Genomic DNA, 13,978 nt, shown 5'->3' with positions numbered 1-13,978 from the left:
GGACGCAGCAAGGGGCGGACCCGACCAGCTGGTCGGGTCCGCCCCTTGCGATGGGAGGTCCTGGGTCAGGCCTTGCCGAGGATGCGGTTGAGGTTGGTGCCGCAGACCGGGCACACACCCTTGGCCATGCGGCGGCCGTTCGTCTCGACGACCTTGCCCTCGGCCTCGCGCTTCTCCTTGCACTTGACGCAGTAGAACTCGCCCTTGTAGGTCTCGTCTGCCATCGCGATGTCTCCTTGTCGATCACACCGCACGGTGCGGTGTCGGACTTCGGCCAACCTAGACCATGCTGAGCACAAAATCGCGCAAGGGGGGCGCATGCGTCGTGCTCAGCGGACCCCCTAGTCTTCGCCCCCATGAGTGCCCTGACCTGGTGGGAGAACCCGTTCGAGGACCTGTCGGTCGCCCGGCGGGAGGCATCGGGCCGGCGGGTGGCCGTCGTGACCCTCGACCTCCCCGACCGGCGCAACTCCATGTCCGCGGCGATGACCCGGTCCTGGGTGCAGCTGATGGGGCAGCTGGCGCAGGACGCGGCCCTCGCGGCCGTCGTCGTCACCGGGGCGCCCCCGGCGTTCTGCGCCGGCGGCGACCTGTCGTGGATCGTGTCCGAGCCCGACGCCTCCGTCCCGCGGCTGCGGGAACGGATGCTGGCCTTCTACCGGTCGTGGCTGTCCGTGCGCGACCTGCCGGTGCCGACCATCGCGGCGGTGAACGGGGCCGCGATCGGTGCCGGGTTCGCGCTCGCCCTGGCCTGTGACATCCGGTATGCCGGGCAGGACGCCAGGCTCGGGGTGCCGTTCACCTCGCTGGGGCTGCACCCGGGCATGGCGACGACGTGGTCGCTGCCCGACGTCGCCGGGATGGCCGTCGCACGGGACCTGCTGCTCACGGGCCGGGTCGTCACGGGTGCCGAGGCCGTCGGGCTGGGACTCGTCTCCGGCGCGTTCCCGGCCGAGGCGGTGCTCGACGAGGCGCTCGCTGCCGCCGACCGCGTCGCAGCCGCCGCACCCGTCGCCACCCGGCTCACGCTGCAGGCCCTGCGCGGGGGAGGCCACGACACGGTCGAGACGGCCCTGCAGTGGGAGGCCCTGGCCCAGGCGACCACCCTCGCCACCGAGGACGTGCACGAGGGGATCGCCGCCGCCGCGGCCCGGCGCCGACCGGAGTTCCGCGGACGCTGACGCCCACGGACGTCCCCGGACCCGCGACGCGCCGAGGCGCGTCCCTCAGGACCCCGGGCGTGTCCCTTCGACGTCCCGGGCGCGCCGGAGCACGGGAAATGTCCGACCCCTCGCCTATCGTGGGAGCGTGAGCACCGACATCGAGGTCAGGCGCAGCCGCCGGCGGCGTCGCACCGTCAGCGCCTACCGCGAGGGCGGGCGCACGATCGTGCTCATCCCGGCCCGGTTCACCAAGGCCGAGGAGCGGCAGTGGGTGGCCACCATGGTCGAGCGGCTGGAGCGCGGCGACCGCCGGCGCCGGCCCAGTGACGCCCAGCTGCGCTCGCGGGCCGCGGAGCTCTCCGGCCGCTACCTCGGCGGCCTCGCCAAGCCGACCTCGATCCGCTGGGTCTCCAACCAGCAGTCCCGGTGGGGGTCGTGCACCCCCTCCGACGGCACGATCCGCATCTCCTCGCGGGTCAAGGGCATGCCCGGCTACGTCCTCGACTACGTCGTGCTGCACGAGCTCGCCCACCTGCTGGCCCCCGGCCACGGCCCGGAGTTCTGGGCGCTCCTGTCGGGCTACCCCCGGCTCGAGCGCGCTCGGGGCTACCTCGAGGGCGTCGCAGCCGCCGCCGGCCTGGAGCTGTCCGACGGCGACGCACCCGCCGAGCCGCTCGTCGACGAGCTCGACGACGTCGACGAGCCCGACGGGGCCCCGGGTCAGGCCGCCCTGGAGTTCGGCCCCACCGAGGACTAGCCCGGCGACTGCCGCGAGGACCGGCCGAGCATCCTGCGTGCGGCCTGCACCATCGGGCCGATCTCGTGCGCGCTCTCGGCGGGCAGCTCGTCGGCCGGCCACCAGCGCACGTCGAGCGACTCCTCGCTCACGGCGTACCCGGCTTCGTCCGGCACCACGCCGGCATACCGGATGTCGAGGTGCTCGGCGCACCGGCCGAATGCCGCGGCGACCAGCTCGTGCCGGTGCAGCTCGACGATCCGCGGGTCGAGAACGAGGTCGGGCAGCCCGCTCTCCTCGCGCGCCTCGCGGGTGGCAGCCGCGTGCACGGAGGCGTCCCGCGGCTCGAAGTGGCCGCCGAACTGCAGCCACATCCCGGCCTTGCGGTGGTGGGTGAGCAGGACCCGGTCGAGCGAGGGGTTGAGCACGATCGCGCCGGTCGTCAGGTGCTGCGGCGGGCCCTGCTTCCACAGCGCGTCGGGGTGGGCCGCGCACAGCTCGAGGAACTCGCGCCGCCACTGCTCCTGCCCCGCGTAGGGTGCCTGCCACGCCTCGAGCGCCGCGACCGCGTCGTCGCGCAGGGCGAGGTATGCCGCGGGCACGCCGGTGGCGATGCCCGTGTCGGGTCCGGTCACTGCTCGCCCTCGCGCAGGATCTGGTCGAGGGCCGAGTCCAGCGCGCTGTCCTCGGAGGCGTCGACCCGCTCGACGTAGCCCAGCGGGTCGTCGAGGTCGGCGGCGGTGGGGGCGACGTCCGGGTGGCCCCAGGCCGCGTCGCGTCCCCCCTGCCCGCGCGCGGACTCCAGCGCCGCCCACAGGTTGGCGGCGTCCCGCAGCCGTCGCGGCCGCAGCTCAAGGCCCACGAGCCCGGAGAAGACCTTCTCGGCCGGGCCGCCGGTCGCGCGGCGTCGGCGGATCGCCTCCGCCAAGGAGGCGGCCTGCGGGAGGTGGCCGCGGGTGGCGCGCTCGGCGACGACGTCGACCCAACCCTCGACGAGGGCCAGGTAGGTCTCGAGCCGGGTCAGGGCGGCGCGCTGCGAGGGGCTCGGGTCGGGGCGGAAGAGCTGGTCCTGCAGGGCCGACTGCAGCGCGGTGGCGTCGCTGGGGTCCACCGACTGCAGCGCCGACTCGATGCGGTCGGTGTCGATCGTGATGTCGCGGGCGTAGTCGCGGACCGCCGTCAGCAGCTGCGGGCCGATCCACGGCACCTGCGCGAACAGCCGCACGCGGGCGGCCTCGCGCACGGCGAGGTAGAGCCGCACCTGGTCGAGGTCGACCTCGAGCCCCTCGGCGAACGCCTCGACGTTCGCGGGGAGCAGCGCGACCGACCGGTCGGCCACGAGCGGCAGCCCGACCTCGGTACCGCTGACGGTCTCGGACGCGAGGGCACCGACCGCCTGCCCGACCTGCAGCCCGAACATCGATCCGCTCATCCGGGCCAGGACCGGCTCCATCTGCCCGAGCATCGCGGCCGGGTCGACTCCCGGCGGCAGGAGGCCCTCGGGCAGCATCCCCTCCGGGATCCCACCCTGCCCCAGCTCGGCGATCTGCGCGCGCATCGCGTCGCCGACCGCGCGCCCGACGCCCTCGGCGACCGGGCCCACGAGGTCGCGCCACGTCGGCATGGTGGCCTCGACCCACTCGGCCCGGCTCCAGGCGTGGGTGGTGATGCCGGGCGCCTCGAACGCCGTCACCTGGTCGAGCCACAGCTCGGCCACCTGGACGGCCTGGTCGACCTGCCGGCGGGCGGCATCCGCGACGACGGTGTCGCCCTCGGCCGCGACGACCTTGCGGGCGGTGTCGGTGGCGAGCGCGGCGTTGAACGGCTCCCCGGTGTCACCCGCCGCACCGGTGAACATGGCCTGCACCTGGCCGGCCATCATCTCGAGCATCGCGGGGTCGACCCGGTCGACGCCCATGTCCTTGAGCGCCTGCACCATCTGCGGGTCGAGCCCGGCCCCGCCGGTGAGCCGGCGCAGCACCTGCTCGAGCTCGGGGGGCAGCCCCGAACCGGCGTCGTCGCCGGGACGGTCGGGCAGGTCGGGGTGGTCGGGCACAACGGCTCCTCGGGAGTCCTGAGAGGATGGCTTCGTCCAAGACAACCACGCGGAGGCCACGGTGAGTTCCCCAGCGGGCGCCCAGGGGGGTGCAGTTCGCTCGCGGCGTAGCGCCGTCGACGTCGCCGTCGTCGGCACGGCCGGCGCGGCGGGCCAGGCGCTCCTGCGTGCGCTGGTGACGACCGCTGCCCGGGGGACTGCCGGCGCGACCGCGCGTGGGCCGCAGTCGCGGATCGGGACCGTCCTGGCCGTCGACGTGGAGCGGCCGCCGGTGGGCGGCGTGGAGTACCGCCAGTGCGACCCCGCCCACCCCACGCTGGTGGAGGCGCTGCGCGGCGTGCACGCCGCGGCATACGTCGCGGCGAGCACGGACCTCGACGCCGACCTGGCACTCGGCGCCCGCGTGCGCCGCGAGCGCAACCTTCGCCGGGCGCAGACGGTGATCACCGCCGCCGCGGCCGCCGGGGTGCGGCACCTCGTGGTGGTCACGGGGGCGCAGGTCTACGGCGCCCACCCCGACAACCCGGTCCCGCTGCCCGACGACGCCCCGCTGCGCGCCCCCGGCGACGAGGGCCAGGTGGGGGACCTCATGGACGTCGAGCAGCTCGTCGGCGTGGCCCGCGACGTGCACCCCGGACTGCGGATCACCGCCGTCCGGCCGGCTGCCCTCGTCGGCGACGGCGTGGACACCGTGCTCACCCGGCACTTCGAGGCGCCGCGGCTGCTCACGGTCCGCGGCTCGGACCCGGCGTGGCAGTTCTGCCACGTCGACGACCTCGGCTCCGCGGTCGCCCTCGTCGTGGCCAGGGGCATCGAGGGCGCGGTCTCGGTGGGCGCGCCGGGCCACCTCACCCAGCGCGACCTCGAGCGCCTGACCGGCATGCGTCCGGTCGAGCTGAGCCTCGGCGCGGCCATGGGAACCGCAGACCGGCTCCACCGCGTTGGGGTCTTGCCGGCACCCGCCAGCGACCTCGCCTTCGTCGCCTTCCCCTGGGCGGTGTCGGCGGGCCGACTGCTCGACCACGGGTGGGAGCCGGTCCACGACAACGAGACCTGCCTCGGCGTGCTGCTCGACACCATCCGGGGTTCGCACGCGGTCGCGGCGCGACGCCTCGACCGCAAGGACGCCGCCCTCGGGGCGGCCAGTGCCGCGGTCGCCCTGGTGGGCACCGCGGCCATCATGCGGCGCCGCCGCAGGAAGGGTGGGTCATGACCGACCGCACCACCGGGACCACCAGCGAGACCACGGGGGAGGGCGAGGTCGTCCTCGCCGTCGTCCGGGACGAGCCGCTGGGGGTCGACGAGGTCCTCGAGGCCGTGCGGCACCCTCGCTGCGGGGCCGTGTCGCTGTTCGTCGGGGTGGTGCGCGACCACGACCACGGCGAGGCGGTGAGTGCCCTCGACTACTCCAGCCACCCCAGCGCCGCGGACGAGCTCGCCCGCGTGTGCCGGGAGGTCGCCGCACGCCACTCGGTGTCGCGGCTCGCGGCCGTGCACCGCTCGGGCCACCTCGAGGTCGGGGACCTCGCCGTGGTCGTCGGTGTCTCGGCCCCGCACCGGGGTGAGGCCATGGAGGCCTGCCGCGACCTCATCGACACGCTCAAGTCGACCGTGCCGATCTGGAAGCACCAGCAGTTCGCCGACGGCACCGACGAGTGGGTGGGGCTGCCGTGACCCTCTCGTCGACGTCGTCGCCACCCCCCGCAGGGCCCGAGGGGCCGCAGGGACCCTTCGGCCCGCAGGACGGGGACGGGCGCGACGACTCCCGCCTCGGTCGCCGGTCGCTCGTCGTCCTCGTGGGGGGCTTCCTGCTCATCGCTCTGGCCGCCCTGTCGACCATGGTGGGCCTGCCCTACGTCGTGCTGAAGCCCGGTCCGGTCACCAACATCATCGCGTCCGGCAGGACCCCGTTGATCACCGTCTCCGGCGCGAGGACCTACCCGACCGAGGGCGCCCTCGACTTCACCACCGTCCGGGTCGCCGGCGGTCCCGGCTTCCGGGTCACCGTGTGGGACCTGCTGGGGGCGGCCCTCAACCGCAGCGAGGAGATCGAGCCGGAGGAGGCGTACTTCCCCAAGGGGATCACCGACAAGCAGGTGCAGGAGGAGGGCGCCGCCGAGATGGCCGACTCCCAGCAGGAGGCGATCGCCGTCGCCCTGCGCGCGGTGGGCCAGAAGGTCGTGCAGCACATCGTGATCGCCCAGGTCACCCAGGACAGCCCCAACCGGTCGGTCCTGCGCCAGGGCGACGAGATCGTGAGCGTCGACGGGACGGCCGTCGACGACAGCGCCTCCATCCGCACGGCCATCGGCAAGCACAGTGCGGGGCAACCGGTGAAGCTCGGGCTGGTCCGTGGGGGCAAGCCGGTCGAGGTCACGGCGACCACGCGGGACGCCGGCGGCCGCACCACCATCGGGGTGTTCCTCGGGGTGCGCTTCGACTTCCCGTTCAGCGTCAAGATCGACGCCGGCAACGTCGGCGGCCCCTCGGCCGGGACGATGTTCGCGCTCGGGCTCTACGACACGCTCACGCCGGGTGCCCTCACCGGGGGGGCCAGGATCGCCGGCACCGGCACGATCGACAGCACCGGCGCGGTTGGCCCGATCGGTGGGATCCGGCAGAAGCTCGTCGGTGCCCGTGACGGTGGCGCGCAGTGGTTCCTCGCGCCCGCCGACAACTGCAACGAGGTCGTCGGCCACGTGCCGGACGGCCTGCGGGTGGTCCGGATCTCGACCTTCGACCAGGCCCGGTCCTCGGTCGAGGCCATCGCTGCGGGCCGCGGCGGCTCGCTGCCCACCTGCACGAAGTGAGGCCCGGCCTGCCCGCGTGAGCGGGCGGGCCGACTCCGTGTGCCGCGCGGGCGGGCCGCGGGCGTGTGCCGCGCGGGCGGGCCGCGCGGCATACGCGCGCCCGCGGGCCGCGCCGGCGGGTCAGTCCTGCAGCGTCGCCCTGAGCGCGTGCACGAGGCCCGGGGCGATGTCGTCGCCGAGGGCGACCTGGTCGTCGCTGTCGTGGGCGCGCTGGCGAAGCAGGCAGCGGCTCTGGCCGTCGCGGGTGACGGCGACGAGCAGCCGCACGTCCTGCCGCGCGGGGTGCGCGGCCAGGGCGTCGACCGCGGACTGGGCGTGGACGGGCAGGTCGCGCTCGGCCTCCGGCGGGACGACGATCCGCTCGACGGCCAGGGCGGCGCCGACGACGGCCTCCGGCCAGGCGATCCCGCCGAGCAGCGACTCGAGGTTCGAGGTGGGGGGCAGGTTCTCCTGCTCGATGGCGCTCAGGGCCCCCTCGGCGAGGTCCGACCCGTGCATGCCCGCGCGCAGGTGCGGCTCGCGCTCGAGCAGGTCGGCGGTGGGGACGAGGGCGAACAGTCGCGGGTTCTGGTCCCACCCGGACGCGGCGACGTGGCGCTCGGTGTCGAGGGCGGCGATGGACAACGGGTCCGCGACGGGACGGCTGGACTGGCTCACCCGCTCATGGTGCCGCATCGGCCGTAGGTGCCGCGGCGGAGGGCGCCGGGTCGGCGTTCGGTGGGGGTCGGGGACGCCGGACGGCGCAAACCTCCCGGGAACCCCAGCCGTCATCGGTAAGTTGGTCCCACTACCAGCAGGTGGCCGGGGTGGCCGCTCGCACGGCAGATCGGGCGTGGTGTGAGTTCTTCGGAGTGGTTCGGGCCGGGCGAGTCCTCGGGGGCCGGCCGGCCCGGTGGCGGTGCAGGCGGCCCCGGGGGCAGGCGGCCCCCGACCATGACCTTCCGCCGGCGCCGCGGTCCGCTCGGGCCGACGATCGCCATCGTGGTGGCGCTCGGCATCGTGGTCTCCGTCGCCGCCTCGGTCTGGACGGAGGTGCTCTGGTACCAGTCCGTCGGGTACGAGGAGGTCTTCCGCACCGAGCTGCTCACCAAGGTCGTGCTCTTCGTCCTCGGCTTCGTCATCACCGCGGCCCTCGTCGCGTCGAGCCTCGTCGTCGGCTGGCGCACCCGGCCCATCTACGCGCCGGTGACGCCGCAGCAGCAGAACCTCGACCAGTACCGCGAGGCGATCGAGCCGCTGCGCAAGGTCGCCATGGTCGTCATCCCAGGCGTCCTCGGCCTGCTCGCCGGCACCGGCGCGGCGGGGCAGTGGAAGACGTACCTGCTGTGGCGCAACGGCGTCCCCTTCGGCCGGAAGGACGCCCAGTTCCACCTCGACCTGTCGTTCTTCGTGTTCACCCTGCCCTGGATCCGGTTCCTGCTCGGGTTCCTCACCATGGCGCTCGTCATGGCGCTCGTGGCCGCCGCCTTCACCCACTACGTCTACGGCGGGCTGCAGGTTCAGGGCCGCGGCGAGCGCACGACGCGGGCGGCCCGGACGCACCTCGCGATCCTGCTGGCCGCCATCGTGCTCGTCCGGGCGGCGAGCTACTGGTTCGACCGGTACAGCCTGGCCACCAAGGACAACCGGCTCCTGACCGGGATCGGGTACACCGACGCCAACGCCGTGCTGCCCACCAAGGTGATCCTGGCCGTGGCCGCGGTGATGACCGCGGCGCTGTTCATCGCCTCGATCTGGACCCGGTCGTGGCGACTGCCCGCCGTCGGCGTGGGACTGCTGGTCGTCACCTCGGTCGTCGTCGGCAGCATCTACCCCGCGCTCGTGCAGCGGTTCCAGGTCCGCCCGTCGGAGAAGTCCCTGGAGCAGAAGTACATCCAGCGCAGCATCGACGCCACGCGCGCCGCGTACGGCATCGACGGGCTGAGCACCACCCCCTACACCGCGACGACCGAGGCCAAGCCAGACCAGCTGCGCGACGACGCCGAGACGATCCCCGGCATCCGGCTCGTCGACCCGATCGTGGTCTCCCCGACGTTCAAGCAGCTGCAGTCGGTCAAGTCGTACTACGCGTTCCCGGACGCCCTCGACGTCGACCGCTACACCGTCGGCGGCAAGGTGCGCGACACCGTCGTCGCCGTGCGCGAGCTCGACCTCGACGGCGTGCCGCAGAACCAGCGGAACTGGCTCAACGACCACACGGTCTACACCCACGGCTTCGGCGTCGTCGCGGCATACGGCAACCAGCGCACGGCCGACGGGGAGCCGGTCTTCTACGAGCAGAACATCCCGCAGACGGGGCCGCTCGGCGACTTCCAGCCGCGGATCTACTTCGGCGAGAAGTCGCCCGACTACTCGATCGTCGGCGGTGCGCCCGGCGCGGCTCCGCGCGAGTTCGACTACCCGGACAACAGCGCCGCGGGGCAGAAGAACACGACCTACTCCGGCGGCGGCGGCGTCAAGCTGAGCTCGATCTTCCGGCAGGCGGCCTACGCGCTGAAGTACCGCGAGCTCAACTTCCTGCTCTCCGACGCGGTGACCGACCAGAGCCGCATCCTCGACCACCGCAAGCCGCTGGAGCGGGTCGAGCGCGTGGCGCCCTGGCTGACCCTCGACGGCAACCCCTACCCCGCCGTCGTCGACGGACGGGTGCAGTGGATCGTCGACGGCTACACGACCACGGCCGACTACCCGTACTCGCGGCTCAAGGAGATCGACAACGCGACGTCCGACTCCACGACCGCCACCTCCTCGGCGGTGCGGCCGATCGGCAGCGGCCAGGTCAACTACATCCGCAACTCGGTCAAGGCGACCGTCGACGCCGAGAGCGGCGCGGTCAAGCTCTACACCTGGGACGAGAAGGACCCGCTGCTCAAGGCGTGGAGCAACGCGTTCGGCAACACGGTGCTGCCGATGTCGCAGATCAGCGGCGACCTCATGGCGCACCTGCGCTACCCCGAGGACCTGTTCAAGGTGCAGCGGCAGGTGCTGACCCAGTACCACGTCACGGACGCCGCGTCGTTCTACGGCGGCCAGGACTACTGGGAGGTCCCGGAGGACCCGGCCCAGGAGGCCCGCAACGTCGACCAGCCGCCGTACTACCTGACGCTGAAGATGCCCGACCAGGACAGCGCCAAGTTCTCGCTCACGACGACGTTCAAGCCGGTCGGTGACCGCCAGGTCCTGTCGGGCTTCCTCGCGGTCGACGCCGACGCCGGCTCCACCGCGGGCAGGCCCAGCGCGGACTACGGCAAGCTGCGCCTGCTCGAGCTGCCCAAGGACAGCCAGGTGCGGGGCCCCGGCCAGGTCCAGAACGACATCAACTCCTCGAACCAGACCTCGCCGGCGTTCAGCCTGACGCTGAGCCAGTTCCTCAACAACGCGCGCCAGCAGGGCTCGAGGGTCACCCTCGGGAACCTGCTGACGCTGCCCGTCGGTGGCGGCCTGCTGTACGTGCAGCCCATCTACGTCAGCGCCAACAGCACCTCGTCCTTCCCGCTGTCGCGGGCGACGGTGGTGGCGTTCGGCAACAAGCTGGCCTGGTCCGACACCCTCGACGGCGCGCTCGACGGGCTGTTCGGCGGCCGGTCCGGCGCCACCGCGGGCGACTCGGGGACGGGCTCGGGCTCGACGCCGACCACGCCCACCACGCCCACCACGCCCACGACCCCGTCGACCGGCAACGCGGCCCTGGCCCAGGCGCTCGCCGACATCCAGTCGGCGTACGACGACGGCCAGAAGGCACTCAAGGCGGGCGACTTCGCGGCATACGGCGAGGCCCAGAAGAAGCTCGACGACGCCATCAAGCGGGCCGTCGCGGCGGCGCCCAAGGGCGGCAGCACCACGGTGACGCCGACCCCGTCCGCCACGGCGACGACGCCGTCGCCGAGCGCCACGACCAGCAAGTAGGGAGCGGAGGACTGGCGACGGACGGCAGCGCGGGTGCCCGATTTGGCCCAGCCGCAGGGAGTCCCGTAGAGTTGGGGCTACCGACGCGGGGTGGAGCAGCTCGGTAGCTCGCCGGGCTCATAACCCGGAGGTCGCAGGTTCAAATCCTGCCCCCGCTACCAATCGCATCGGCGACACGAAGGCCCGGACCACGCGGTCCGGGCCTTCGTCGTACGCGCTGCGGCCGGGGGTGAGATCGCTCTCGTGGCTGAGCCACCGTGGTGCCTGCGCCGGTAGCGTGGGAGGTGCGAGCCCCACATCGCCTGCAGGGGCGGGGAGCGGCGTTCGAGGAGATTCGCAGTCGTTGCTCAGGCGAGGAGGTCCACATGGGGCAGTCCAGCCATACCGCGGCGCAAGGTCCCACTCGGCTGGTCGGACCGGAGGCGGCCGAGGTCCTGGACCTGCTGCCGGCCGGGGTGACCGTCTGGAACCGTGAGCTGCGGTGCGACTTCGCCAACGCGTTCGCCCTGCGCGAGTCCGGCCGCGAGGAGCTCGCCGAGGTCCGCGGCCGGCACGTCCGGGAGCTGGTGCCGGAACCGGTCTGGCAGAGCATCCGCCCCTTCCTCGAGGCGGGACTGGCCGGGACGGAGCAGCAGTACGCCCGGACCATCGAGGATGCCGCCGGCCAGGTGCGCCAGGTCCAGGTCTCGTGCGCCCCGTTCGTCGTCGACCGTGAGGTGGTCGGGGTCCTGCAGCACCTCATCGACATCACGGCCCGCATCGACGCCGAGGCCCTCCTGCGCCACCGGGCCGAGGCGCGGGCCGTCGACCGGGAGCGTCGGCGCGTCGCGGACGTCACCACCGACATCGTGGCCCGGCAGCTGTTCGGGGCCACCCTCAAGCTGTCCGGCGCGCTCTCGCAGGACCCCGCTCGGGACTCCGGACCGCTGTGGGAGGCGATGGGCGACATCGACCGCGCCATCGCCGCCCTGCGCGACCTCATCGCAGGGCCGGCACCGAACGCGGCTGGCGCTCAGGCGGTGGCGGGGGCCCTCGCCCCGAACCGCAGGCCGTCGTAGACCAGGTCGACGAGCGCGAGCGTGGACTCGGGGCTCACGCTCCGGGGCTCGCTCGTCAGGCAGATGCCGCCCAGCGCCCGCAGCAGCTCCGGGGCGGCGACGTCGTCACGGATGACGCCGGCCTCGATGGCGGGAGCGAGCATCCGCTCGGCGGCCAGCCGCAGGGTCTCGCGGGTGTGCTGGAAGTGCTCGGACCGGCTGCCGTTCATCATCGCGCGCAGCAGCGTGACCATGCCCTGCTTCACGGCGTAGAAGGCGACGAAGCCCCGCATCCACTCGCGCAGCGCGGCGCCCGGGTCCTCACTGGTGGAGAGCTCGCGCGAGCGCTGGTCCAGGGCGTCGATCTGGGCGCCGTAGACGGCGAGCACGAGGTCGTCGCGGGTGGGGAAGTGGCGGTACAGGGTGCCGATCCCCACGCCGGCAGCCTTGGCGACGTCGTCGAGCGAGGTCTCGACGCCGCGCTCGGCGAACAGGGTGGTGGCGCACTCGAGCAGGCGGGCGCGGTTGCGGGCGGCGTCCGCGCGCAGCGGCTTGGCGTCGTCGGCACCCATATGGCATTCCACCTTGCGTAAACGGAGGCTCTCTCCGTATAGTAACTGAAAGCGGAGGCTCTCTCCGCTTCTGCGGTCACCTCGACCGCCGTCTCGCTTCGCAACGACGCGGAGGAGGCCTCCGCTTCACCTCGATGATACGCCCTGTCGGGAAGGACCTCCCCATCCATGAGCTCCACCACCACCCCGGCCACGCCCACCCGGACCTGGCTACCCCTCGCCGTCGTCCTCACCACGCAGATGATGATCGTGCTGGACTCCGCCATCGTGAACATCGCGCTGCCGGACATGCAGCAGGCGCTGCACATCGCGCCCGCCGACCTGTCGTGGGTCGTCAACGCCTACACCCTCGCCTTCGGCGGGCTGCTGCTCCTCGGCGCCCGCGCGGGTGACCTCTTCGGCCGGCGGACCGTCTTCGCCGTCGGTATGACGCTCTTCACCGCGGCGTCGCTGCTCGGCGGCTTCGCCGATGCCGGCAGCCACCTCTTCCTGGCCCGTGCCGCCCAGGGGGTGGGCGCCGCGCTGGTCGCCCCGTCCGCCCTGGCCATCCTCATGGGCCTGTACCCGCAGCCCCGTGACCGCACCCGGGCGATCGGCTACTACACGATCGTGTCCGCGAGCGGCGCGGCGATCGGCCTCATCGCCGGCGGGCTGCTGACCTCGTACGCCTCGTGGCGCTGGGTCATGTTCGTCAACGTCCCGATCGGCCTGGTCGTGCTGGCCCTGTCCCGCGCGGCGCTCCCGGGGAGCCGCTCCCAGCGCGGCCGCATCGACGTCGCGGGCAGCCTGCTGTCGACGGCGGGCATGACCGCCCTCGTCTACGGCTTCATCTCCGCCGCGGCACACGGGTGGGGGAGCGGTTCCGCGGTCGGCTCCTTCGTCGCCTCCGCCGTGCTGCTGGCCGCCTTCGTGGCGGTCGAGCGCCGGGTCGCCCAGCCCGTCGTGCCCCTGCACCTGTTCGCGGACCGCGAGCGGGTCGTCGCCTACACCTCGCGGCTGCTGCTCGTGGCCGGCAGCATGGGCGCGTTCTTCTTCCTGAGCCAGTACTTCCAGCTCGTCCTCGGCTGGTCGCCGGTGCGCACGGGTCTGGCGTTCGTTCCCTTCCCGGTGTCGGTCTTCATCAGCTCGCAGCTGGCCACCCGGGTCCTGGTGCCGCGCGTCGGCGGGCGAGCCGTGATGCTCGTCGGCATGACGATGTCGCTCGTGGGGCTCGTCCTGCTCACCTGGGTCGGGGTGGGCACCACGTATGCGCAGCTGGTGGTCTCGATGGTGGTGTTCGCCCTCGGCAACGGCACGGCGTTCGTGCCGCTCACCGAGGCCGGCATGGTGCGAGTCGCCCAGCACGAGGCCGGCGTGGCCTCGGGCCTGGTCAACGTCACCCAGCAGCTCGGCGGTGCGGTCGGGCTTGCGGTCCTGGTGACCGTGTTCGCGACCGCCGGCCCCGGGGCGGCGTCCGGGCCGGGTGCGAGTGCCGCCGCGAAGGAGCTCTTCGTGCTGGGCGCCGACCGCGGCTTCGGTGTCGCAGCAGGGCTGATCGCCGTCGCGGTGGCCCTCCTCGTCAGCCTCTCGGCCCGACGGCGGACCCCGCGTCCCGTGGCCGTGCCCACCGAGGCGGTGCTCGAGCCGGCCGCCTGACCGCTCCTCGCCCCGACCGGGGGCGACGCGCCCACTGACCCGCTCGTCTGCGCGCAGACGAGC

13 protein-coding genes and 1 tRNA gene are annotated in these 13,978 nt (G+C 73.4%); 9 read left to right on the top strand and 5 right to left on the bottom strand.

All coding sequences use genetic code 11. From position 1 onward, the window contains the following. Positions 1-65: 65 nt before the first annotated feature. Positions 66-224 (bottom strand): DUF5679 domain-containing protein, encoded by a 159-nt coding sequence (locus ACFUC1_RS17835; RefSeq protein ID WP_091756008.1) that lies wholly within the window; start codon positions 222-224, stop codon positions 66-68. Between the two features lie 132 nt (positions 225-356). On the opposite strand from ACFUC1_RS17835, the gene ACFUC1_RS17830 reads away from it, so the two are divergent. After that, the gene (locus ACFUC1_RS17830; RefSeq protein WP_379122196.1) at positions 357-1,181 is read left to right on the top strand and encodes an enoyl-CoA hydratase/isomerase family protein; all 825 of its coding nucleotides are present in this window, start codon (positions 357-359) and stop codon (positions 1,179-1,181) included. A gap of 127 nt (positions 1,182-1,308) precedes the next feature. Continuing rightward, positions 1,309-1,920, top strand: a complete 612-nt coding sequence (locus ACFUC1_RS17825) for a M48 family metallopeptidase (RefSeq protein WP_379122194.1) — start codon at positions 1,309-1,311, stop codon at positions 1,918-1,920. Here the strand turns inward: ACFUC1_RS17825 and ACFUC1_RS17820 are convergent. Both ACFUC1_RS17820 and ACFUC1_RS17815 read right to left on the bottom strand, forming a co-directional pair. After that, positions 1,917-2,534 carry an NUDIX hydrolase gene (locus ACFUC1_RS17820; protein WP_379122192.1) on the bottom strand — a complete coding sequence of 206 codons (618 nt, stop codon included), beginning with the start codon at positions 2,532-2,534 and terminating at the stop codon, positions 1,917-1,919. The genes ACFUC1_RS17825 and ACFUC1_RS17820 overlap by 4 nt on opposite strands. Then, a complete protein-coding gene (locus ACFUC1_RS17815) occupies positions 2,531-3,955 on the bottom strand; it encodes a zinc-dependent metalloprotease (RefSeq protein ID WP_379122190.1) in 1,425 nt (474 codons plus the stop codon). Before ACFUC1_RS17815 ends, ACFUC1_RS17820 begins: the two co-directional genes overlap by 4 nt. Positions 3,956-4,016: 61 nt before the next feature. Between ACFUC1_RS17815 and ACFUC1_RS17810 the strand changes: the two genes are divergently transcribed. The 3 genes from ACFUC1_RS17810 to ACFUC1_RS17800 are packed head-to-tail and all read left to right on the top strand — an operon-like array spanning position 4,017 to position 6,765. Then, on the top strand, positions 4,017-5,168 hold the full coding sequence (locus ACFUC1_RS17810; protein WP_379122188.1) for an NAD-dependent epimerase/dehydratase family protein: 1,152 nt from the start codon (positions 4,017-4,019) through the stop codon (positions 5,166-5,168). Then, a complete protein-coding gene (locus tag ACFUC1_RS17805) occupies positions 5,165-5,629 on the top strand; it encodes a molybdenum cofactor biosynthesis protein MoaE (RefSeq protein ID WP_379122186.1) in 465 nt (154 codons plus the stop codon). Before ACFUC1_RS17810 ends, ACFUC1_RS17805 begins: the two co-directional genes overlap by 4 nt. Continuing rightward, positions 5,626-6,765, top strand: a complete 1,140-nt coding sequence (locus ACFUC1_RS17800) for a PDZ domain-containing protein (protein WP_379122184.1) — start codon at positions 5,626-5,628, stop codon at positions 6,763-6,765. The genes ACFUC1_RS17805 and ACFUC1_RS17800 overlap by 4 nt, the downstream gene beginning before the upstream one ends. A 120-nt stretch (positions 6,766-6,885) precedes the next feature. On the opposite strand, the gene ACFUC1_RS17795 is transcribed toward ACFUC1_RS17800, so the two are convergent. Continuing rightward, the gene (locus tag ACFUC1_RS17795) at positions 6,886-7,440 is read right to left on the bottom strand and encodes a PPA1309 family protein (protein ID WP_379122182.1); all 555 of its coding nucleotides are present in this window, start codon (positions 7,438-7,440) and stop codon (positions 6,886-6,888) included. Between the two features lie 258 nt (positions 7,441-7,698). Here ACFUC1_RS17795 and ACFUC1_RS17790 point away from each other — a divergent pair, with 258 nt between their 5' ends. The 3 genes from ACFUC1_RS17790 (at position 7,699) to ACFUC1_RS17780 (ending at position 11,729) form a co-directional block, all read left to right on the top strand. Continuing rightward, positions 7,699-10,671: a UPF0182 family protein gene (locus tag ACFUC1_RS17790; protein WP_379122180.1), complete on the top strand. Its 2,973-nt coding sequence runs from the start codon at positions 7,699-7,701 to the stop codon at positions 10,669-10,671. A gap of 84 nt (positions 10,672-10,755) precedes the next feature. After that, positions 10,756-10,832, top strand: a tRNA-Met gene (locus ACFUC1_RS17785). 204 nt (positions 10,833-11,036) lie between these two features. Next, positions 11,037-11,729 carry a PAS domain-containing protein gene (locus ACFUC1_RS17780; RefSeq protein WP_379122178.1) on the top strand — a complete coding sequence of 231 codons (693 nt, stop codon included), beginning with the start codon at positions 11,037-11,039 and terminating at the stop codon, positions 11,727-11,729. Here ACFUC1_RS17780 and ACFUC1_RS17775 read toward each other — a convergent pair. Then, positions 11,684-12,280, bottom strand: a complete 597-nt coding sequence (locus ACFUC1_RS17775) for a TetR/AcrR family transcriptional regulator (RefSeq protein WP_379122176.1) — start codon at positions 12,278-12,280, stop codon at positions 11,684-11,686. The genes ACFUC1_RS17780 and ACFUC1_RS17775 overlap by 46 nt on opposite strands. 168 nt (positions 12,281-12,448) lie before the next feature. Here ACFUC1_RS17775 and ACFUC1_RS17770 point away from each other — a divergent pair, with 168 nt between their 5' ends. Next, entirely contained in the window at positions 12,449-13,915 is a 1,467-nt protein-coding gene (locus ACFUC1_RS17770; protein WP_379122174.1) for an MFS transporter, read from the top strand. Positions 13,916-13,978 lie beyond the last annotated feature (63 nt).

It is taken from the genome of Pedococcus sp. NPDC057267, assembly GCF_042668795.1.
Classification (GTDB): domain Bacteria; phylum Actinomycetota; class Actinomycetes; order Actinomycetales; family Dermatophilaceae; genus Pedococcus.
The sequence above is the reverse complement of the archived record's forward strand: the minus strand, read 5'-3'. Positions and strand labels throughout refer to the sequence as shown.